This is a genomic window from Brenneria sp. L4-2C, assembly GCF_040240335.1.
Taxonomy (GTDB): domain Bacteria; phylum Pseudomonadota; class Gammaproteobacteria; order Enterobacterales; family Enterobacteriaceae; genus Brenneria.
On sequence record NZ_JBEIAC010000009.1, the window covers coordinates 190796 to 209144 of the forward strand.

Annotated in this window: 19 protein-coding genes; 5 read left to right on the forward strand and 14 right to left on the reverse strand. The window is 56.6% G+C overall.

The annotated features are described in order from the left end of the window. Nucleotides 1-16: 16 nt before the first annotated feature. The 8 genes from cvpA to pdxB form a co-directional block, all read right to left on the reverse strand. Nucleotides 17-517 carry a colicin V production protein gene (cvpA, locus tag ABRZ26_RS14930; protein ID WP_319604928.1) on the reverse strand — a complete coding sequence of 167 codons (501 nt, stop codon included), beginning with the start codon at nucleotides 515-517 and terminating at the stop codon, nucleotides 17-19. Between the two features lie 157 nt (nucleotides 518-674). Beyond that, nucleotides 675-1400, reverse strand: a complete 726-nt coding sequence (gene dedD, locus ABRZ26_RS14935) for a cell division protein DedD (RefSeq protein ID WP_319604929.1) — start codon at nucleotides 1398-1400, stop codon at nucleotides 675-677. Beyond that, on the reverse strand, nucleotides 1390-2658 hold the full coding sequence (gene folC / locus ABRZ26_RS14940) for a bifunctional tetrahydrofolate synthase/dihydrofolate synthase (protein ID WP_319604930.1): 1269 nt from the start codon (nucleotides 2656-2658) through the stop codon (nucleotides 1390-1392). Before folC ends, dedD begins: the two co-directional genes overlap by 11 nt. Nucleotides 2659-2748: 90 nt before the next feature. Next, entirely contained in the window at nucleotides 2749-3663 is a 915-nt protein-coding gene (accD, locus tag ABRZ26_RS14945) for an acetyl-CoA carboxylase, carboxyltransferase subunit beta (protein ID WP_319604931.1), read from the reverse strand. Nucleotides 3664-3892: 229 nt separating this feature from the next. Beyond that, nucleotides 3893-4555, reverse strand: coding sequence for a DedA family protein (locus ABRZ26_RS14950; protein WP_319604932.1), 663 nt, complete (start codon nucleotides 4553-4555; stop codon nucleotides 3893-3895). Nucleotides 4556-4654: 99 nt separating this feature from the next. Continuing rightward, entirely contained in the window at nucleotides 4655-5482 is an 828-nt protein-coding gene (gene truA / locus ABRZ26_RS14955; protein WP_319604933.1) for a tRNA pseudouridine(38-40) synthase TruA, read from the reverse strand. Then, nucleotides 5482-6492: an aspartate-semialdehyde dehydrogenase gene (locus tag ABRZ26_RS14960; RefSeq protein WP_319604934.1), complete on the reverse strand. Its 1011-nt coding sequence runs from the start codon at nucleotides 6490-6492 to the stop codon at nucleotides 5482-5484. Before ABRZ26_RS14960 ends, truA begins: the two co-directional genes overlap by 1 nt. Nucleotides 6493-6591: 99 nt before the next feature. Then, the gene (gene pdxB, locus ABRZ26_RS14965; RefSeq protein WP_319604935.1) at nucleotides 6592-7728 is read right to left on the reverse strand and encodes a 4-phosphoerythronate dehydrogenase PdxB; all 1137 of its coding nucleotides are present in this window, start codon (nucleotides 7726-7728) and stop codon (nucleotides 6592-6594) included. A gap of 182 nt (nucleotides 7729-7910) precedes the next feature. Here pdxB and flk point away from each other — a divergent pair, with 182 nt between their 5' ends. Continuing rightward, on the forward strand, nucleotides 7911-9089 hold the full coding sequence (gene flk / locus ABRZ26_RS14970) for a flagella biosynthesis regulator Flk (protein ID WP_319604936.1): 1179 nt from the start codon (nucleotides 7911-7913) through the stop codon (nucleotides 9087-9089). A gap of 72 nt (nucleotides 9090-9161) precedes the next feature. Here flk and fabB read toward each other — a convergent pair whose 3' ends face one another. Next, nucleotides 9162-10376 (reverse strand): beta-ketoacyl-ACP synthase I, encoded by a 1215-nt coding sequence (gene fabB, locus ABRZ26_RS14975; RefSeq protein WP_319604937.1) that lies wholly within the window; start codon nucleotides 10374-10376, stop codon nucleotides 9162-9164. A 159-nt stretch (nucleotides 10377-10535) separates the two neighbouring features. Here fabB and mnmC point away from each other — a divergent pair, with 159 nt between their 5' ends. The 4 genes from mnmC (at nucleotide 10536) to ABRZ26_RS14995 (ending at nucleotide 14685) form a co-directional block, all read left to right on the forward strand. Then, nucleotides 10536-12554, forward strand: a complete 2019-nt coding sequence (gene mnmC, locus ABRZ26_RS14980; protein ID WP_319604938.1) for a bifunctional tRNA (5-methylaminomethyl-2-thiouridine)(34)-methyltransferase MnmC2/FAD-dependent 5-carboxymethylaminomethyl-2-thiouridine(34) oxidoreductase MnmC1 — start codon at nucleotides 10536-10538, stop codon at nucleotides 12552-12554. A 63-nt stretch (nucleotides 12555-12617) separates the two neighbouring features. Next, entirely contained in the window at nucleotides 12618-13466 is an 849-nt protein-coding gene (locus ABRZ26_RS14985) for an AraC family transcriptional regulator (RefSeq protein WP_319604939.1), read from the forward strand. Nucleotides 13467-13639: 173 nt separating this feature from the next. Beyond that, nucleotides 13640-14377, forward strand: a complete 738-nt coding sequence (locus ABRZ26_RS14990) for an AzlC family ABC transporter permease (protein WP_413556263.1) — start codon at nucleotides 13640-13642, stop codon at nucleotides 14375-14377. Continuing rightward, on the forward strand, nucleotides 14374-14685 hold the full coding sequence (locus tag ABRZ26_RS14995) for an AzlD domain-containing protein (protein WP_319604940.1): 312 nt from the start codon (nucleotides 14374-14376) through the stop codon (nucleotides 14683-14685). Before ABRZ26_RS14990 ends, ABRZ26_RS14995 begins: the two co-directional genes overlap by 4 nt. 44 nt (nucleotides 14686-14729) lie before the next feature. On the opposite strand, the gene ABRZ26_RS15000 is transcribed toward ABRZ26_RS14995, so the two are convergent. The 5 genes from ABRZ26_RS15000 to aroC are packed head-to-tail and all read right to left on the reverse strand — an operon-like array spanning nucleotide 14730 to nucleotide 18341. Then, on the reverse strand, nucleotides 14730-15017 hold the full coding sequence (locus ABRZ26_RS15000) for a YfcL family protein (protein WP_319604941.1): 288 nt from the start codon (nucleotides 15015-15017) through the stop codon (nucleotides 14730-14732). A 34-nt stretch (nucleotides 15018-15051) separates the two neighbouring features. Further along, nucleotides 15052-15615: an elongation factor P hydroxylase gene (locus tag ABRZ26_RS15005; RefSeq protein ID WP_319604942.1), complete on the reverse strand. Its 564-nt coding sequence runs from the start codon at nucleotides 15613-15615 to the stop codon at nucleotides 15052-15054. Next, nucleotides 15615-16415, reverse strand: a complete 801-nt coding sequence (locus ABRZ26_RS15010) for a sulfite exporter TauE/SafE family protein (protein ID WP_319604943.1) — start codon at nucleotides 16413-16415, stop codon at nucleotides 15615-15617. The genes ABRZ26_RS15005 and ABRZ26_RS15010 overlap by 1 nt, the downstream gene beginning before the upstream one ends. 3 nt (nucleotides 16416-16418) lie before the next feature. Continuing rightward, nucleotides 16419-17249: a penicillin-insensitive murein endopeptidase gene (gene mepA / locus ABRZ26_RS15015; RefSeq protein WP_319604944.1), complete on the reverse strand. Its 831-nt coding sequence runs from the start codon at nucleotides 17247-17249 to the stop codon at nucleotides 16419-16421. Between the two features lie 6 nt (nucleotides 17250-17255). Next, a complete protein-coding gene (gene aroC, locus ABRZ26_RS15020; protein WP_319604945.1) occupies nucleotides 17256-18341 on the reverse strand; it encodes a chorismate synthase in 1086 nt (361 codons plus the stop codon). Nucleotides 18342-18349: the final 8 nt, after the last annotated feature.

Genomic DNA, 18349 nt, shown 5'->3' on the forward strand with positions numbered 1-18349 from the left:
CTTTTCCTCATCAGCGCTACCGCAACGAGATATGCTGCGGCAAGAAACTTGACGTGCTTTGCAGGTAGTCAAAAAACCACCTGATAATGTAACTGAACTGCGGTATCAACTGGGACTGCTTCCAGTCAGCACTCTGTGAAAAACCGGTGAAGGTATCCAGAAAGAATAGCAGCGCAGAAACAATCAGCACACCGCGCAGCGCACCGAAACAAATGCCCAATACGCGGTCGGTGCCCGAGAGTCCGGTACGTTCAACCAGTGAACCAATCACATAGTTGACGATAGCTCCCACAATCAATGTCGCAATAAACAGAATGGCGATGGCAATCCCATTACGTACCAGTTCGTCGTCAAAACGGGTGAAATACCCGGCGAGGTAAACATAGTAGTGACTGGCGATAAAAAACGCGCATCCCCAGGTTACCAGCGATAACGCTTCGCGTATAAACCCCCGGATAAGGCTAACCAACGCCGAAAATCCGATGATGCCAATAATGACGTAATCAACCCAAATCATCAGTTATCCTAATAATGAACGATGCTGACCGTCAGGTCGCCGCGTCATCCTGTTCGCGGCGCATTCTAACAGAAAAAGAAAACGTTTGCGTAGCGTATTTCCGCCGATTTGATTAATCGGAAATCAAACAAAAAAAGCCAACCGGCGCGTCAATCCCTTAGCGCACGCTATACGATTTTACCTGACCGTTCAGACCGCTAATCTGATGAAGTTCCGCCAGCGAAGACTGCAATTTCTGCCTTGACGCATCCGGACCGACATAAATTCGGGTAATCTGCCCCTGAACCGGGGTCGCCGGCAGGGTATATGCCCGATAGCCGGAAAGCCGCAGTTTTGCGACGATCTCATTAACCTTGTCCGCATTTTTCAGCGCGCCAAGCTGTACGACATAAGCCTGTCCGACCGGCGCCTGTTCCGTCGGTTTGCTGTCAGGTTTCGTCTCGGGCTTCACTTCCGGTTTCGGCTCCGGTTTGGGTTCCGGTTTGGGCTTGGCTTCCGGTTTCGTCTGCGGTTTGACTTCAGCCGGTTTTTGCGCCGGACGTTCAACCACGGCGGGCGGCGCCGTCACCGTTGCGGGGGCATGGGTTGCGGGCGGCGGACTTTCCGGTTTAACCTCTGCGCCGTTATTTCCCGGCCCGCTTTCATCCGCGTTACCGTTCATCGCCGCCTCGGCGCCCTCCGGCGGCTGGCTGGGCAAAGATTGAGTCAGCGCGGGCAATGAATCCATTTCATTGCTTTCCTCCGATGACGGCACCAGCGGGATCGCCGCGAACTCATCTTCATAGTGTTTTTTCTTACCATCCAACAGGCCGGGCAACACGATAACGCCCAGCGCGACCAGAATGATGGTACCCACCAGCCGATTCTGAAATTTACTCGCCATACGCACTCCCCTCATCCAGCGCTTCCATAACATGCGCTACCGTATGAAAAGATCCGCAGACAATAACGGTATCCTGTGTCGCCGACTCCGCCATTGCCTGTCGCCAGGCACTCGCCACATCGGAATATTGCCGACACGCGTCCAGATGTTCGGCCAGTTGCCGCGCCGTCGCCCCGCGCGGGCCTTCCAGCGGCGCGCAGTACCATTCGTCGACCAGTGGTTTTAACTGGCTCAACGTACCGCCGATATCTTTATCCGCCAGCATTCCCACCACCGCGCGCACTTTCCCGCTTTTCGGCAGCATGGCCAGCCTGCTAGCCAGATAAGCGGCGGCATGAGGATTATGGGCGACGTCCAGAATCAGCCGCGGATCCTCGCCGACGATCTGGAAACGGCCGGGCAGCGTCGCCAGACGTAGTCCCTGACGAATAGCCCCTTCATTCACGTTCAGGGGCGAGGCGTTCAATGCGGCCAATGCCGTCGCCGCATTGGCTAACGGCACATTCGGCATCGGCAGATCGGACAATTCGCGTTGTTTATTCTGCCAATTCCATCCGTCGCGCTGAATGGAGAAATCCCAGTCCCGGCCGCGCCGTAATAACACGGCGCCTTTTTCACCGGCGACGTCCGCAATCGACCCCGGCATATCGGGTTCGCCGACGACCGCCGGTCTGCCCTGGCGGAATACGCCGGCTTTCTCTCTTCCGATACTGTCCCTGTCGCTGCCCAACCAGTCGGTATGGTCCAGCGCGATGCTGGTCACCACGGCGACATCCGCATCGACAATATTGGTCGCATCAAGACGGCCGCCTAAACCGACCTCCAGAATAACGACGTCCAAATCGGCCTGTTTAAACATCTGCAAGGCCGCCAGCGTGCCGAATTCGAAGTAGGTCAGTGAAACATCGCCCCTTCCGGCTTCGATATCCGCGAACGCCTGGCTGTGCATCGATTCAGGCAACGCCGCCCCCTGCACTCTCACCCGTTCGGTATAACGCAGCAGGTGCGGAGAACTGTATACGCCCACCCGCAATCCGGCGGCCAACAGTATGGATTCCAGCGTACAGCAGGTGGTGCCCTTGCCATTGGTTCCTGCGACGGTAAAAACCACCCCGGCGGGCTGTAGCAATTGAAGATTCTCAGCAACCTGCTTGACGCGCGTCAGGCCCAAATCGATGGCCTGGCCGTGCAGGTGCTCAAGATAATTAAGCCACGTGGCCAAAGGCGACGTGGCTTGGGGTATTTGAAGATTATCCATGAGTCCCGTTCACTGGCTTACGGTTCATTTTATACGGGAAGCATAAATTCTGCTCGGCGCAGCGCCCATGCTTCCCGTTCATCGGTTCAACTACGCTTCGTCCTGCGATTCGGCGGCGTCATCCTGATGATGTTCCACCACCTCGTTGCTCGGTTCCGGGTAGTTGGTCAACTTGGCGAGGATCGTCGCCAGTTTATAACGCATTTCCGGACGGCGGACGATCATGTCGATAGCGCCCTTCTCAATCAGGAATTCACTGCGCTGGAAGCCCGGCGGCAGTTTTTCACGCACCGTCTGCTCAATCACCCGCGGCCCGGCAAAGCCGATCAGCGCTTTGGGTTCGGCGATATTCAGATCGCCCAGCATCGCCAGACTGGCGGAAACGCCGCCCATGGTCGGATCGGTCAGTACGGAAATATAAGGCAAACCGCGGTCGCGCATTTTTGCCAACGCCGCGCTGGTTTTAGCCATCTGCATCAGCGACATCAGCGCTTCCTGCATACGGGCGCCGCCGCTGGCGGAGAAACAGACCAGCGGGCAGCCGTCTTCCAGCGCCTGCTCGACGGCGCGAACGAAACGCGCGCCGACCACCGAGGCCATCGAACCGCCCATAAAGGCGAATTCAAACGACGCCGCGACGATAGGCATGCCGTATAAGGTGCCTTTCATCACCACCAGCGCATCTTTTTCATTCGATTGCTTTTGCGCGGCAACCAAACGATCTTTATATTTTTTAGAATCCCGGAATTTCAGGATATCTTTCGGCTCCAGTTCGCTGCCTAACTCCACCGTCCCTTCCTTATCCAGGAAAGATTGCAGGCGAGCACGCGCGGAGAGGCGCATGTGGTGATCGCACTTAGGGCAAACTTCCAGATTACGTTCCAGCTCTGCGCGATAAAGAACCTGACCGCAACTATCACATTTCGTCCAGACACCTTCAGGAATATTCGCTTTACGGGTGGGCGTGATATTGCTTTTGTTAAGAATTCGTTCAATCCAGCTCATTGATAACCTTTCTGCTTGAACCTGGCACACGCCAGTCCACTGTTCATGCGTTACTTTTCCCTGACAACACCGCCATTAGAAAATGCCTGAGACACGCGTTGATGGCGATATCAAGCACTGGCGCCAAGGATTGTTTCAGGAACAGACCATAAATGCTGCCCATTAAACCATAACGTTCCGGTACTGTGGATAAAAAACTGGTAAAACCGGATGTTAAAGTTTATTTCATTTACTTTACATTACTCCGCGCCGCCGCTCTTCTGTGACGTATGATTTCAATCACGCCGGGCAGAATAGAGACGAGAATAATCGCGACAATCAGTAATTTCAGATTTTGCTGCACAATGGGCAAATCGCCAAACAGATAGCCCGCATAGGAAAACAGCAGCACCCACAGCAACGCGCCGACGACGTTATAAGCGGCGAAATGCCGGTAACTCATGTGTCCCATGCCTGCAACAAACGGCGCGAATGTTCTCACAATAGGGACAAAGCGTGCCAGAATTATTGTTTTACCACCGTGACGAGCATAAAACTGATGCGTTTTATCCAGATAACTGCGGCGGAAAATTTTCGAATGCGGATTGCTGAACAGTTTTTCGCCGAATAGCCGGCCAATGGTGTAATTCACCGCATCGCCCAGGATCGCCGCCACCGTCAGCAGGAAAACCATCAGATGAACGTCGAGATCGTTCGACGGCAATGCGGCCAGCGCGCCGGCGACGAACAGCAAAGAATCGCCCGGTAAAAACGGCGTCACCACCAGCCCGGTTTCGCAGAACAAAATCAGAAATAAAATGGCATAAATCCAGACGCCGTATTGCGCGACCAGTTCGGCCAGGTGAACGTCGATATGGAGTATAAAATCAATAATAAAATGAATGAATTCCATTAAAACATCTCTTTCTTGGCGCCGTTTTTTGCTTCCGACCACCTGTCCGGCTGGTCAAAAACGCGTCACTTACAAGCCTATCATTTAAAAATCGATCGGTTACATCGAGTCATGCAAAAACAGCGGCCCCATCGGCGGCCGCGGCAAGGCAAAACGCGCGGGATAATCCACGGCGACCAGATACAGCCCTTCGGCTCTGGCGGTCGCCGCCGCCAACGTGCGATCTTTTGCCGCCAGCAGCTCCGCAATCCACGCCTCCGGCTGATTGCCGCATCCGACTTCCATCAGACTGCCGACGATGTTGCGAACCATGTGATGCACAAACGCATTGGCCTTGATATCTACCACGATATAGGCGCCATGACGCGTAACCTTTAAATGATTTACATTACGCCAGGGACTGCGTGACTGACAGTGAACCGCTCGAAACGACGTGAAATCGTTCTCGCCCAGCAGGCACTGACCGGCGCGTTCCATTCGCGCCGCATCCAGAGGATGATAAAAATGCGTGACCCCCCGGGCCAGCACCGCGGGACGATAGCGATGATTATAGATGACATAGCGATAGCGGCGCGCCGTGGCGCTGAAACGGGCGTGAAAATCATCGTCCACCGTTTTTACCCAGCGCACTGCGATATCCGGCGGTAAATTGGCGTTAACGCCCATCGTCCAGGCGGCGTCCTGGCGTACCGCCTGCGTGGTGAAATGCACCACCTGCCCGGTCGCATGTACGCCGGCGTCGGTGCGTCCGGCGCAGAAGACGCCGATGGGCTCATTGGCGACTTTACTTAATGCCTGTTCAAGACACGCCTGAACGCTGATGACTTCAGCCTGACGCTGCCAACCATAATAACGGCTGCCGTCATACTCAATCCCCAACGCAATTTTCAGCGGCGCCTGTTGCTCCGCCTGAATCAATCCGGACATTACCCCAAATACTCCCGCACCAGACATTCCGCCGTTTCCACAGCCATCAGCGCGCCGCCGAAACGCACGTTGTCCGCGACGGACCAGAACTGCAATAACTCGGGAATACCGTAATCATTACGCAAACAGCCGATGCTTAATTGCACATTGCCGGAGGCATCCTCGACCTGGGTCGGATAATCCTGCTCGTCGCTGACCTGCACGTCGTCGGTCTGCAACAGTTCATCCCGCGCCTCCTCCGCCGACATCGGGCGCAGCGATTCAAGATGGACCACCTGCGCATGGCCGTAGAAAACCGGCGACTGGATGCAGGAGACGGAAATCGGCAAGCCTTCATCCTGCAACACTTTTCGCACCTGATCCACCAGGCGGCGTTCTTCCCGCACGCTGCCTTCGTTATCCGGCAACAACGGCAACAGATTGAACGCCAGCTGTTTGGGGAAAAATCCCGCTTCGGGCGGAATGCCGTTCAACAGGCGCGCGCTTTGTCCGGCCAAATCATCGACCGCCGCTTTGCCGCGGGCGGATACCGACAGCATATTCGTCACGTGCAAACGGGACAAACCGGCACCATCCGTCAAGGGTTTAATCGCCTTCAGCAATTGGCTGGTCAGGCTATCCGCCACCGCGACGATATTGCGGTTACGATAATCCGCCAGCGCATGGGCGTTGACCCCCGGCACTACCAGCGGCACATCCGGCTCCAGCGCAAACAGACCGCTGCTGTCGATAACCAGACAGCCGGCATTCCCGGCCTCTTCGGCGTAACGCTCGCTGGCGTCCTGTCCGGCGACAAAAAACGCCAGTTGCGCCTGCGACCAGTCAAAATCGGCGGCATCCTGCACCGGGCAAGACTTGCCGCCAAAACGGATGATTTCACCCACGCTACGTTCACTGGCCAGCGGATACAGTTCACCCACCGGAAATTCGCGCTCCTGCAACAACTCCAGCAACGCCGAGCCTACCGCGCCCGTTGCGCCCAGCAGAGCAATATTCCAGCCGTCAGACATTTGGTTTTCTCCCCAAACTTATGAATGAAACATCCACGGCCGATAACCCTATCGCCCGTGAAATAAAGAGTCTTTAACAGATTTCACTAAAATATGTGATTAACGATCAACCACCACGGAGGCATTGAACCCCAGCTTATTCAGACAGTCCGCGCTGTCGCTGTCGGCGCAGACAACATGAAGTGACGACCACTCGCGTCGTTCCTGGTAAGTTTTACGCAGGCGATCAAATCCGCCCTCCTGATGTACCGCATGACGCAGCAGCGCATCGTCCCGACGCACATCATACACCAGATGCGCCAGACGCTTTAATAACGCTTCGTCCAGCGGCGACGCGAGCATCACTTCGGCCACTTCCGGCTTGGGTAACAGGGATGACAATGCCACCTGTTTGGGATTACCGATAAACCGGCTCCAGGCTTCAAACACCTGGGTGGTGCCGCGCGCTTTGCCTTCCAGCGTATAGCCGGCGATATGCGAGGTGCCGATATCGACCAACGCCAGCAGGTCCGTGGATAACGCCGGCTCCGGCTCCCAGACATCAAGAATGACGCTGAATTTTTTCCCCCGGTTCAATACCTCAAGCAGGGCGGCGTTATCCACCACCGGCCCGCGGCAGGCGTTGATCAGGATACGGCCCGCGGCAAAATCATTCAGCACCGACGCATCAACCAGATGGTGCGTTTTATAGGGACCGTCAAGGTATAGCGGCGTATGCAGCGTCAGAATATCGGCGTCCCGCACCAGTTCCTCGAACGAGCGAAAGTCTTCATCGTCCCCCCGTTCCGCACGCGGCGGATCGCACAGCAGGGTTTTGACGCCCCAGGCTTGCAGACGCGCGTTCAGCCGCCCGCCCACATTGCCGACGCCGACAATCCCGACGGTTTTATCACGCAACTGAAAACCGTCGCGTTCGGCAAGCATCAACAGGGAAGAAAAGACATATTCGACAACGGCGATGGCATTACAACCCGGCGCCGCCGAAAAGCCGATGCCGTTGGCATCGAGCCAGTTCTGGTCGACATGATCGGTGCCGGCCGTGGCGCTGCCGACAAACTTGACCGAGGTTCCGGTCAGCAGCTCGGCGTCGACTTTGGTCACTGAACGCACCATTAACGCGGCCGCGCCATCCAGCGCCTCGCGCGGCAGCGGACGCCCCGGCACGCTCTGAACATCGCCCAGTCGGCTAAATAGCTCGCGTGCGTACGGCATGTTTTCATCAACCAGAATTTTCATTGTCTTTCCCGCTAACCTGTTGCCCAGCTCAAAATAGGGAGCTTATTTTGCCACTGAATAGGCAGGAAGCCCAATGCTATTGGTCGCCGTAAGTTAACCTCCGGTATTGTTTCGGGGCTATCTGTCGCTTATAGAGATTGCTATGATTCCGTTATCAGCAGCCAGCGGTGAGGTAAAACAGTATGCAGCCGGTAAACGGTCCAGGTGTCCCACTGCCGGGCGAACGCGCCGTCGGCACTACGCCGACCGCGTCTCTCCCCGCAACCGCCGACGGCGGCGATCGGCCCTTGACGTCGGCGCAACGCACGTCGCTTGAAAATCTGATCGTTAAAATTGCGGCGCTCAGCACGTTAAAAGTCGCCGACATCTGGAACGGGGTGAAACAGGGACTGGGACTGACGGAAAGCGCCGAACTGACGTCACGCCACTATCAGCCTGCGGAGCAGTTGCTGCAAACGCGATTAAGCGAAGTGCAAACTCAGGACAATACCAGCCGCCAGCAGTTGATGCAGCGTTTGACGGCAATGTTGCCGGAGGGCGATAACCGTCGGACGGCGAGCGATTTTATCCGTCAGCAATTCGGCCATACCGTTCTGGGTTCGCTCAATAGCAACCAACTGCGGCAGGTGGTGACGTTATTACAAAACGGGCAAATCCCGCAATCGACCACCAACGCCGCCGTCACGCCACAGCCACCGACGTCCAACGCTGCCGAGCGCCCGCTTTTACCCGCCGAGCAAAATAGCCTGAATCAACTGGTCGCCCGGTTGTCTTCGCAAACCGGCGAACCGGCGGCCAAAATCTGGACCACGCTGATGACGATGCAGAATTTAAGCGCGGGCACCGCCATTCCGGTGAAAAATTTGCCGTTGCTGACCCAGTTTCTGCAAGCGCAGGCTACCTTGCAACCATCGCCCCCGCCTGCTTCACACCCGGCGGCGCAGACAGCGTCCGCCGCTAACGGTTCAGCGCCGGGAGCGCCTGCGTCAAGCGCGGCAAGCAGCGTCAATACGCCCGGCGCGACGACGGCGGCTAACGTCGCGATGTCGAATCTCTCGCTATTGCAGAGCGCTCTGCCGCATCCCATCGATGCGCAGGAACAGCAGATGCTGCTGGACTATATGCAGCATCGCTTTAACGCCGTCCCGCTGATGCCGGCTCAGCTCAGCGATGTACTGACCTTCCTGTTCAGCCAGCGCATACGACGAGCGCAGGAAACCGACTGGACGGCGCCGCAGCCGCTGCTCAACCCGCTCATCGCCTCTCAGCCGCTCAACTGGCCATCATTGTGGCAAAAACCGATGTTTGCGGGGATTGTCGGCGTCTGCGTCGCGATCTTTCTCTTGTGGATCCTCATATAACAAAACGCCCCGTCAACACCAGGTTCACGGGGCGTGAGGTCGCTTCAGCCCGCACGGCGCGGGCAAACGCGATTACTTATCGAACTTACGCATAACCAGGGTGGCGTTGGTGCCGCCGAAACCAAAACCGTTCGACATCACCGTCGTCAGTTTGCGCTCTGTCGGCTCGGTGATAATGTTCATCCCCACCGCGTGCTCGTCCAGCGTTTCGACGTTGATGCTCGGCGCGATGAAGCCGTGTTCCAGCATCAGCAGCGTATAAATCGCTTCCTGCACGCCAGCCGCGCCCAGCGAGTGACCGGTCATCGCCTTGGTGGCGGAAATCGCCGGAATATTGTCACCGAACACTTCACGGATGGCGCCCAGTTCTTTCACATCGCCAACCGGCGTCGAGGTGCCGTGTGTGTTGATGTAATCGATCGGCGCGTCCACGTCCTGCAACGCCATCTTCATGCAGCGCATTGCGCCTTCCCCTGACGGGGCAACCATATCCGCGCCGTCGGACGTCGCGCCGTAGCCGATGATTTCACCGTAGATGTGCGCGCCGCGCGCCAGCGCGTGTTCCAGTTCTTCAACCACCACGATACCGCCGCCGCCGGCGATAACGAAGCCGTCGCGGTCCGCGTCATAAGTACGGGACGCTTTTTCCGGCGTGTCGTTATATTTGGTGGACAGCGCGCCCATGGCATCGAACTCGCAGGCCATTTCCCAGCACAGTTCTTCACCGCCGCCGGCGAAGACCACGTCCTGTTTGCCCAGTTGGATCATTTCCACCGCGTTGCCGATACAGTGTGCGGAAGTCGCACAGGCGGAACTGATGGAGTAGTTAACGCCGCGGATTTTAAACGGCGTCGCCAGACAGGCGGAAACGCCGGAAGCCATGGATTTGGTGACCATATAAGGCCCAACGCCGCGCAGACCTTTAGCCCGCATGCCGTCGGTGCCGGCAACCTGATTACGCGGAGAACCGCCGCCGGAACCCACGATCAGGCCCGTGCGATCGTTGGAAACCTGATCGTCGCTCAGACCGGAGTCTTTAATCGCCTGTTCCATAGACAGATAGGCATAAATCGATGCATCACTCATAAAGCGCACAACTTTGCGATCGATGAGGCCTGTGGTGTCCAGTTTAACGTTACCCCAGACGTGACTACGCATGCCGGAATCTTTCAGCTCTTGAGAGAAAGTAATACCCGAGCGGCCTTCCCGCAAAGACGCCAGAACTTCCTGCTGGTTATTACCGATGCTTGATACGATCCCCAGACCTGTAATCACTGCACGTTTCATTCAATACCTCTTCCACTTATATAGTTTGGGATTTCGCATCGCACTTTAGCGTACAGTTGTACGCTGAACAAGTCCGATCAGCCGAACTTTTACTAAATTTGCGCCTCGACATTCAGCTCGTTAAAATCGCGTCACCGCTTGAATAATGAGTCAGTTGCCGTGAATAACCGCCCCATCCGACATGCGACGTTAAGTTGGAACGAACAGGGTACACCTGTATCGCAACAGTTTGATGACGTCTATTTTTCCAATCAGGATGGGCTGGCGGAAACCCGCTATGTGTTTTTAACCGGCAACGGGTTTCCCGAACGCTTTCTCACGCACCCGCGCGAAAGCTGCGTGGTGGCGGAAACCGGCTTCGGCACCGGACTGAATTTTCTGACGCTCTGGCAGGCTTTCGACGATTTTCGCGCCCGGTCGCCGCAGGCGCCGCTGCGTCGCCTGCACTTCATCAGCTTCGAGAAATTTCCGCTGCGCCGGGACGATCTGGCCGCGGCGCACGCCCAATGGCCGGAGCTGGCCGAATATGCGCAAGCGTTGCGCGAACAGTGGCCGCTGCCCTTGTCCGGCTGCCATCGCCTGCTTCTGGCGCAGGGCCGCGTAACGCTCGATCTCTGGTTCGGCGATGTCAATGCGCTGCTGCCTACTCTGGATACATCGCTGAATCATAAAGTCGACGCCTGGTTTCTCGACGGCTTTGCGCCGGCCAAAAATCCGGACATGTGGACGGAAGATCTGTTTCACGCCATGGCGCGCCTCGGCCGCCGGCACGGCACGTTCGCCACCTTCACCGCCGCCGGATTTGTGCGCCGCGGGCTACAGCAGGCCGGCTTCAGCGTCAGTAAAGTCAAAGGGTTCGGCCAAAAGCGTGAAATGCTGAGCGGTTATCTTCCCGAATGCATTCCCGTGTCCTCCCCTGCCCCCTGGTATGCTCGCCCGCCGGCTGTCGCCCCCCACGATATCGCGATTATCGGCGGCGGCATCGCCAGCGTGTTAACCGCGCTGGCGCTGCAAAGACGCGGGGCCGCCGTCACGTTGTACTGCGCCGATCCCCAACCGGCGCAGGGCGCGTCCGGCAACCGTCAGGGCGCGCTTTATCCGTTGCTTAATAATCGGCACGACGCGCTTTCGCGCTTCTTTGCCGCCGCGTTCGCCTTCGCGCGCCGCCAGTATGCCGAACTGGCGGCGCAGGGCGTCGATTTTGAACATCAGTGGTGCGGCGTGAGTCAACTGGCCTATGATGAAAAAAGCGCCCGTAAGATTGAGCGCATTTTACAGGGCGAATGGCCGCCGGAACTGGTTTTCGCCGTCACGGCGGCGCAGCTTGAAGAGGCGAATAGTCTGATGCTCGGCGCCGGCGGCGTGACTTATCCGGAAGGCGGCTGGCTATGTCCGGCGGAGCTCACCGCCTCCGCGCTGCGACTGGCCCGGCGGCAAGGGCTTGTCGTACACATGAGCACCAAGGTTTCCGCGCTTGAGCAAAGCGATATCGGCTGGCGCCTGACGCTGGCTGACCAGCGGCAGGCGGAACATGCCGCGCTGATTCTGGCGAACGGTCATCAACTGTCGGACTGGACTCAGACCCAACATTTGCCGTGCTATCCGGTGCGCGGCCAGGTCAGTCATATCCCGACGACGCCGACGTTACGGCGGCTGAAACAGGTGCTTTGCTATGAGGGTTATATGACGCCGGTCAGCCCGCAGCATCAGGAGCACTGTATCGGCGCCAGCTACCAGCGCGGCGATAGCGCCACCGACTATCGTGAAGAAGAACAGCAGGAGAATCGCCGGCGTCTGCTGGACTGTCTGCCGCAGGCGCAGTGGGCGCAGCAGATCGATATCAGCGGCCGCCAGGCGCGTCAGGGCGTACGCTGCGCGCTGCGCGACCATTTGCCGCTCGTCGGCGCGGTGGCGGATTATCAGCAAACGCTGGATAATTATCAGCATCTACTGCAACGACAGCACCACGCGGAAAATCTGCCGCCCGCGCCGACTTATCCGAATCTGTTTCTTATCGGCGCGCTGGGGTCGCGGGGATTGTGCTCGGCGCCTTTGGCGGCCGAGATTCTGGCGGCGCAAATTTATGATGAACCACAGCCGTTGGACGGCGAAACGCTGGCGGCGCTAAACCCTAACCGATTCTGGATCAGAAAACTGCTGAAAGGCAGGCCGGTTTAAAGGTAAAACGGTTCACTCCGGACGGCAATTTTGTTCAAAAGCGGCCACATCATGGGAGGCTGAATGACGGAAAAGAAAAAAGAGCGGGAACAAGCCCGGTTTCGCCATTTGCAAGCGTTTGGCGGCCTGGAAATGCTGCAAGCCCGATATAAACGGCAGCGTTTCTCCCGTCATTCCCATGAAAATTTTTGTATCGGCGTCATTGAAGAAGGCGCGCAGCGGTTTTACCGCACGGGCGGCGAGCATGTCGCGCCCAAAGGCGACATTATTCTGGTGAATGCCGATGAAGTTCATACCGGACATTCCGCGGTGGCGGGCGGATGGTCATACCGGGCTATCTATCCCAACCCGGATTTGCTGCTTTCCCTTTCCCGCGATTTTCAACAACCTCAGGGGGCGATTCCCTGGTTTCCCGATGCCGTGGTACACGATCCCGGCCTGTCGGAACAGCTACGCCTGACATTCACCCTGCTGACGCAGGAAGGCAACGCGTTGCTGAAAGAGACTCTGCTCTTTTCCTCGCTGGCCTGGCTGATGATGCGCTATGGGAAAAGCCGTATTTCCGCGCGCGAATTAGCGGATTCCGGTAATCATATCGCCAACGTTAAGGCGTTAATGGATGCCTGCCCGGAACAGAATTTCTCGTTGATCGAACTGGCGGCTATCGCGACGCTCAGCCCGTGGCATTTTTTACGTCAGTTTAAAAAAATGACGGGCATGACGCCGCACGCTTATTTAACGCAGGCACGGCTGCGCAAAGCCAAATCACTGTTACTGGCGGGACAGGGTATATCCGCGGCGTCCTCGCTGTGCGGATTTTCCGATCAGAGCCATTTCAACCGACACTTTAAAAAAGCCCAGGGCATTACCCCGGGCGAATTTATCCGTTCATTACATTTTTCCGTCGGTTAAATAAGCGCCGTCATGTTGACGGCACTATTGTTAGTTTTAGTTTCGCGCCGGCAAAATAACCCTACTGTTTTGCCATTAATCGGCTTCGCCGCCCTGAGCAATTTTGTTCAATACATCTCCCTCCAATAACCGTAAGCTATATCTCTAAGATTTACCTGAGGATCGCATTGTCTATGAATACGCCGGATGTCGGCCTGTTGTCGTCGGATAAGAATAAAACGCGGTCGCCGTGGCGGGGTTTTACCGCCGGGGCGGTGGCGATGTTGCCCCTGTGTTTATCGGTCATTCCCTGGGGAATACTTGCCGGTTCGATGGCGATCCAATCAGGACTGAGCCTGGGACAGGCTATCGGCATGTCCGCCATCATCTTTGCCGGCGCCGCGCAGTTGGTCACGCTCGGCCTGCTGATGTCCGGCGCCAGCATACTGACGATTATTATTTCCATTTTTTTTCTTACCGCCCAACATTTCATTTATGGCCTGACGCTGCGGGAATTCGTTTCCCTGTTGCAACTGCGTTATCGACTGCCGATTGGTTTTCTGCTCACCGATGAACTGTTCGCCCTGAGCATGGCGCAAAAGAATAAAAAAACCATGACGCCGGGGTATTTAATCGGCGCGGGGTTGGTCTTTTATCTTTGCTGGAATATATGCAGCCTGCTGGGTATTTTTATGGCGCACGCCATTCCCGACCTGGAGAAATATCATCTCGATTTTTCCATTATCGCCACCTTTATTACGCTTATCGTGCCGATGATTAAACGGCTCAGCGTGTTGTTCGGGGTAATATTCTCACTGTCGGGCTCAATGCTGCTGTCTTACTACCGCATTGAAGGCGCGATCATTATTTCCGGCCTGGGCGGCATGTTATTTTCCGTTTTAATTGCCCGCCTGGCGAGGGAGAAAGTATGAGTTGGCTATTATTGTGCGCGCTGGCCGGGATCGTTTTCTTTAACCGGTATATTTTCCTTGAGCCGAGAACGCCGGTAAAACTGCCGGGATTGGTGCATGAAGCGCTGAAATATTCAGCCCCCTGCCTGCTCAGCGCGATCTGCGGCCCGGTTATTTTATTATCGCAGGGGGAATTACGCGCCTTTCCCGACAACCCCTATTTTTGGGGCGCGCTTTTTAGCGCCATCATCGCGTTTTTTATCCGCAGCATGGTCATCTGCGTGCTGATCAGCCTGCTGTTCTTTTATCTGTTGTGTACGTTGATTTAACGCCTGGTTCTGGCGGCGTCCCATGCGCCAGAACCTCGTCAGGTTTAATGTGTTTGCTGACGCTTCGCCTGTTGAAATAACCTTTCCCACATGTCATTCACCAGCACCTGATCCGGCGGAGAAAGCTCGCCGTTCTTTATCGCGGCGTTAATGCTGTCGCTAACCCGCGCATAGAGCGCTTCCGGCGTATGTTCGCCGTTTTCCTCCGCTTCCGCCACCGAAACGGTTAAATGACCGCGCAGATAACCGCCGGCAAAAAGTTCGTCGTCGCTGGCATGTTCCACCATGTCATCAATCAGCGCCAGAATACGCGCCTCAAATTCTGCGATCATTTATTATCCTCAATTAATCGATAGTCAGCGCGATTCAGCAGAGATCGGCCGGGTACGGAAAGCTCGCCGCCGTCAACGGCGGCGTATGATAAAACGATTGTAACGCATGAATAAAGCGCGCCGGCCGGGCCGGGATCCCCTGTTGCAAATAAAGCATGACCTGTTCATGCACCCGGCGTTGAAACGCGATGCGATCCGGCTCAGCGTCGCCATTCAGATTGTCGCAACTGACGTTAAACGGAAAATCCGCCGCCGCGCAGAATAGCCAATCGAACGCCTGCGGTTTAATCTCTACGGACTCAAACTGAGACTGCGTCATGGCATCACGCCCGTCCGGGCAGTACCAGTAGCCAAAATCGACCTGTAAACGTCGTCGCTCGCCGGCGATACACCAATGGGAAATTTCATGCAGCGCGCTGGCATAAAAGCCGTGCGCAAAGATAATCCGATGATACGGCACCTGCTCGTCGGCGGGCAGATAGATGGGCTCATCCTCCCCCTTCACCAGGCGGGTGTTGTATTCCTCGCTAAAGCAATCATTAAAAATATCAATTAATTGCTGGTAATGATGGGTAACGCTATTTGTCTTTGTCGTCATCAGAAAAATTGCCCCAGCCAATGTGCAATCGCAGCGCCATGGCTGTCATAAATCAGTTTACAACTCATGATGGCGGAAACGATCACCAGCATCGGACGAATCAGTTTCTGGCCTTTGCTCAACACCATTTTTGCGCCGATGCGCGCGCCGATAACCTGCCCCAGCAGCATAATCAGCCCCACCGTCCACACCACTTTCCCGCCGAGCATAAAGAACAGCAGTCCGCCGAAATTAGAGGTGAAATTCAGGACTTTGGCATGCGCCGTCGCTTTCGACAGGTTAAAACCGCTCAGCGTGACGAAAGCCAGGGCGTAAAACGATCCGGCGCCGGGGCCAAAGAAACCGTCATAAAAGCCGACGCAACCGCCCGCAATCAATGCGAAAGGCAGACCGGACAGACGGTGCTGGCGGTCTTCATCGCCGATTTTCGGCGACAGCAGAAAATAGAGCCCGATGCCGATGATCAGCAGCGGCAGCAGCTGCCGCAGAAAATCGGCGTGGATCTGCTGAATCAGCCAGGCGCCGGAAATCGAGCCGACAAACGTCAAGGCTATCGCCAGTTTCTGTTCATTCAAATTAACCGCCCGGCGACGGATAAAATAGAGACTGGCTGAAAACGAACCGCCCATGGATTGCAATTTATTGGTCGCCAGCGCCTGCGCGGGCGACAGCCCTACGGCCAGCAGCGTCGGCACGCACAATAAACCGCCGCCGCCGGCAATCGAGTCAATAAACCCCGCCAATATGGCGACAAAAAAGAGAATGGCCAACATTTCCGGGCCAATAATAGAAAGGTCCATACATTATTCCGAAGCGAAATGTCTGTCGATCAAAGCCTGACACGAATCCGGCAATGGCGGCGGCGAAGTTTTAGTCGGCGACTCTCGCACCGGCTGTCTGGGCTGGAACCAACTGGTCAACTCGGCGCCGCATCCATCCCCCGTCGGCGGCGACGGCTGCTCCTGACATTCCAGACTATCGGCCGGACAGCGCAGACGAACATGCATGTGCGCGCGATGACCAAACCACGGGCGAACCTTGCGCAGCCAGTCGCGATCCTGCCCCGCATCGGCGCACAGCTGTTTTTTGATCGCCGGGTGAACAAAAATACGCGTCACCTCGTTATCTTTCGCCGCCAGCTTCACCAGCGTCGTCACCTCGGGCTGCCAGGCGCGAGGATTAATCTGGCGCCCATTCTGCGCAACCAGATCGATCGGCTGGGGTTTAAGAAGCTGCTGCGGACTCCAGCGCTGTTTCGGTAATTGCAGCCAGATATCCACATCCAGACCGGACTGATGGCTGGCATGACCGCTGCTAAACCGCCCGCCGGCAGGCATGCCCATATCGCCGATCAGCACATGGGCGGACGTACGGCGCTTAACCGATGCGCTCATGCGGGTGATAAAGGACAGCAAATGGGGATGGCCGTAATAGCGGTTCTGGTCGACGCGCATCACCTGATAATCCGGTGATTGCAACGGCAGCGCTTGCGCGCCGACGATACAGCCATTGGAAAAACTGCCGATGGCCTGAGGGGCGCCCGCAACCGGGCGCGTGATTTCCTGCCAGGGGGTTTTCGCCCATAGCGGCGCGCAGCATGCCAAAGCGATAAACCCAATTAACCCTTTTTTCATTATCTCTTACCAGCGGGGAACCTGACTGTCGACATCGCCGCACTGCGCACGCTGGCGCAGCAGGTGATCCATTAATACAATCGCCATCATCGCTTCGGCGATCGGCACCGCACGGATCCCGACGCAAGGATCGTGACGACCGCGGGTCACCATTTCCGTCGCCTCTCCCTGACGATTAATGGTTCTTCCCGGCACCATGATGCTGGAGGTCGGTTTCAATGCCAGATGGGCGATAATCTGCTGTCCGCTGCTGATGCCGCCCAAAATACCGCCGGCGTGATTGCTCTGGAAACCCTGCGGGGTAATCTCATCGCGATTTTCGCTGCCGCGTTTCGTCACGACCGCAAAACCGTCGCCGATCTCCACGCCTTTCACCGCGTTGATACTCATCAGGGCATGCGCCAGATCGGCATCGAGACGATCAAACACCGGCTCGCCCAATCCGGCGGGTACAGACTCGGCCACGACGCTGACTTTGGCGCCGATGGAATCGCCCTCTTTTTTCAGCGCCCGCATCAACGCATCCAAAGCGTCCAGTTTGTCAGCATCCGGACAGAAAAAGGGATTCTGTTCAACCAGATCCCAGTCTTTCAATTCACAGCTCACATCGCCGATTTGGGACAGATAGCCGCGAATTTTCACGCCGTGGCGCTGTTGCAGATATTTTTTCGCTATCGCGCCGGCCGCGACGCGCATCGCGGTTTCGCGCGCCGAGGAGCGGCCGCCGCCGCGATAATCACGCCGACCGTATTTTTGTTCATAGCTATAATCGGCATGACCGGGACGGAAAACGTCCTTAATGGCGCTGTAATCCTGTGAACGCTGATCGGTATTTTCAATCAGCAAGCCAATGCTGGTGCCGGTGGTAACCCCTTCAAACACGCCGGAAAGAATGCGCACCTGATCGGGTTCCCGACGTTGGGTGGTATAACGGGACGTTCCGGGGCGGCGGCGATCCAAATCACGTTGCAGATCCGCTTCCGTCAGCGGGATCCCCGGCGGAACGCCGTCAACAATACAGCCCAGGGCAATTCCGTGGGACTCACCAAATGTGGTGACGCGGAAAAACTGTCCAATACTGTTTCCTGCCATCACAACTC

What these genes read in the sequence shown, in the direction of transcription:
- cvpA (WP_319604928.1), bottom strand. Translation starts at nt 517, where the DNA reads ATGATTTGGGTTGATTACGTCATTATTGGCATCATCGGATTTTCGGCG.
- dedD (WP_319604929.1), bottom strand. Translation starts at nt 1,400, where the DNA reads ATGGCGAGTAAATTTCAGAATCGGCTGGTGGGTACCATCATTCTGGTC.
- folC (WP_319604930.1), bottom strand. Translation starts at nt 2,658, where the DNA reads ATGGATAATCTTCAAATACCCCAAGCCACGTCGCCTTTGGCCACGTGG.
- accD (WP_319604931.1), bottom strand. Translation starts at nt 3,663, where the DNA reads ATGAGCTGGATTGAACGAATTCTTAACAAAAGCAATATCACGCCCACC.
- ABRZ26_RS14950 (WP_319604932.1), bottom strand. Translation starts at nt 4,555, where the DNA reads ATGGAATTCATTCATTTTATTATTGATTTTATACTCCATATCGACGTT.
- truA (WP_319604933.1), bottom strand. Translation starts at nt 5,482, where the DNA reads ATGTCCGGATTGATTCAGGCGGAGCAACAGGCGCCGCTGAAAATTGCG.
- ABRZ26_RS14960 (WP_319604934.1), bottom strand. Translation starts at nt 6,492, where the DNA reads ATGTCTGACGGCTGGAATATTGCTCTGCTGGGCGCAACGGGCGCGGTA.
- pdxB (WP_319604935.1), bottom strand. Translation starts at nt 7,728, where the DNA reads ATGAAAATTCTGGTTGATGAAAACATGCCGTACGCACGCGAGCTATTT.
- flk (WP_319604936.1), top strand. Translation starts at nt 7,911, where the DNA reads ATGCAGCCGGTAAACGGTCCAGGTGTCCCACTGCCGGGCGAACGCGCC.
- fabB (WP_319604937.1), bottom strand. Translation starts at nt 10,376, where the DNA reads ATGAAACGTGCAGTGATTACAGGTCTGGGGATCGTATCAAGCATCGGT.
- ABRZ26_RS14985 (WP_319604939.1), top strand. Translation starts at nt 12,618, where the DNA reads ATGACGGAAAAGAAAAAAGAGCGGGAACAAGCCCGGTTTCGCCATTTG.
- ABRZ26_RS14990 (WP_413556263.1), top strand. Translation starts at nt 13,640, where the DNA reads ATGAATACGCCGGATGTCGGCCTGTTGTCGTCGGATAAGAATAAAACG.
- ABRZ26_RS14995 (WP_319604940.1), top strand. Translation starts at nt 14,374, where the DNA reads ATGAGTTGGCTATTATTGTGCGCGCTGGCCGGGATCGTTTTCTTTAAC.
- ABRZ26_RS15000 (WP_319604941.1), bottom strand. Translation starts at nt 15,017, where the DNA reads ATGATCGCAGAATTTGAGGCGCGTATTCTGGCGCTGATTGATGACATG.
- ABRZ26_RS15005 (WP_319604942.1), bottom strand. Translation starts at nt 15,615, where the DNA reads ATGACGACAAAGACAAATAGCGTTACCCATCATTACCAGCAATTAATT.
- ABRZ26_RS15010 (WP_319604943.1), bottom strand. Translation starts at nt 16,415, where the DNA reads ATGGACCTTTCTATTATTGGCCCGGAAATGTTGGCCATTCTCTTTTTT.
- mepA (WP_319604944.1), bottom strand. Translation starts at nt 17,249, where the DNA reads ATGAAAAAAGGGTTAATTGGGTTTATCGCTTTGGCATGCTGCGCGCCG.
- aroC (WP_319604945.1), bottom strand. Translation starts at nt 18,341, where the DNA reads ATGGCAGGAAACAGTATTGGACAGTTTTTCCGCGTCACCACATTTGGT.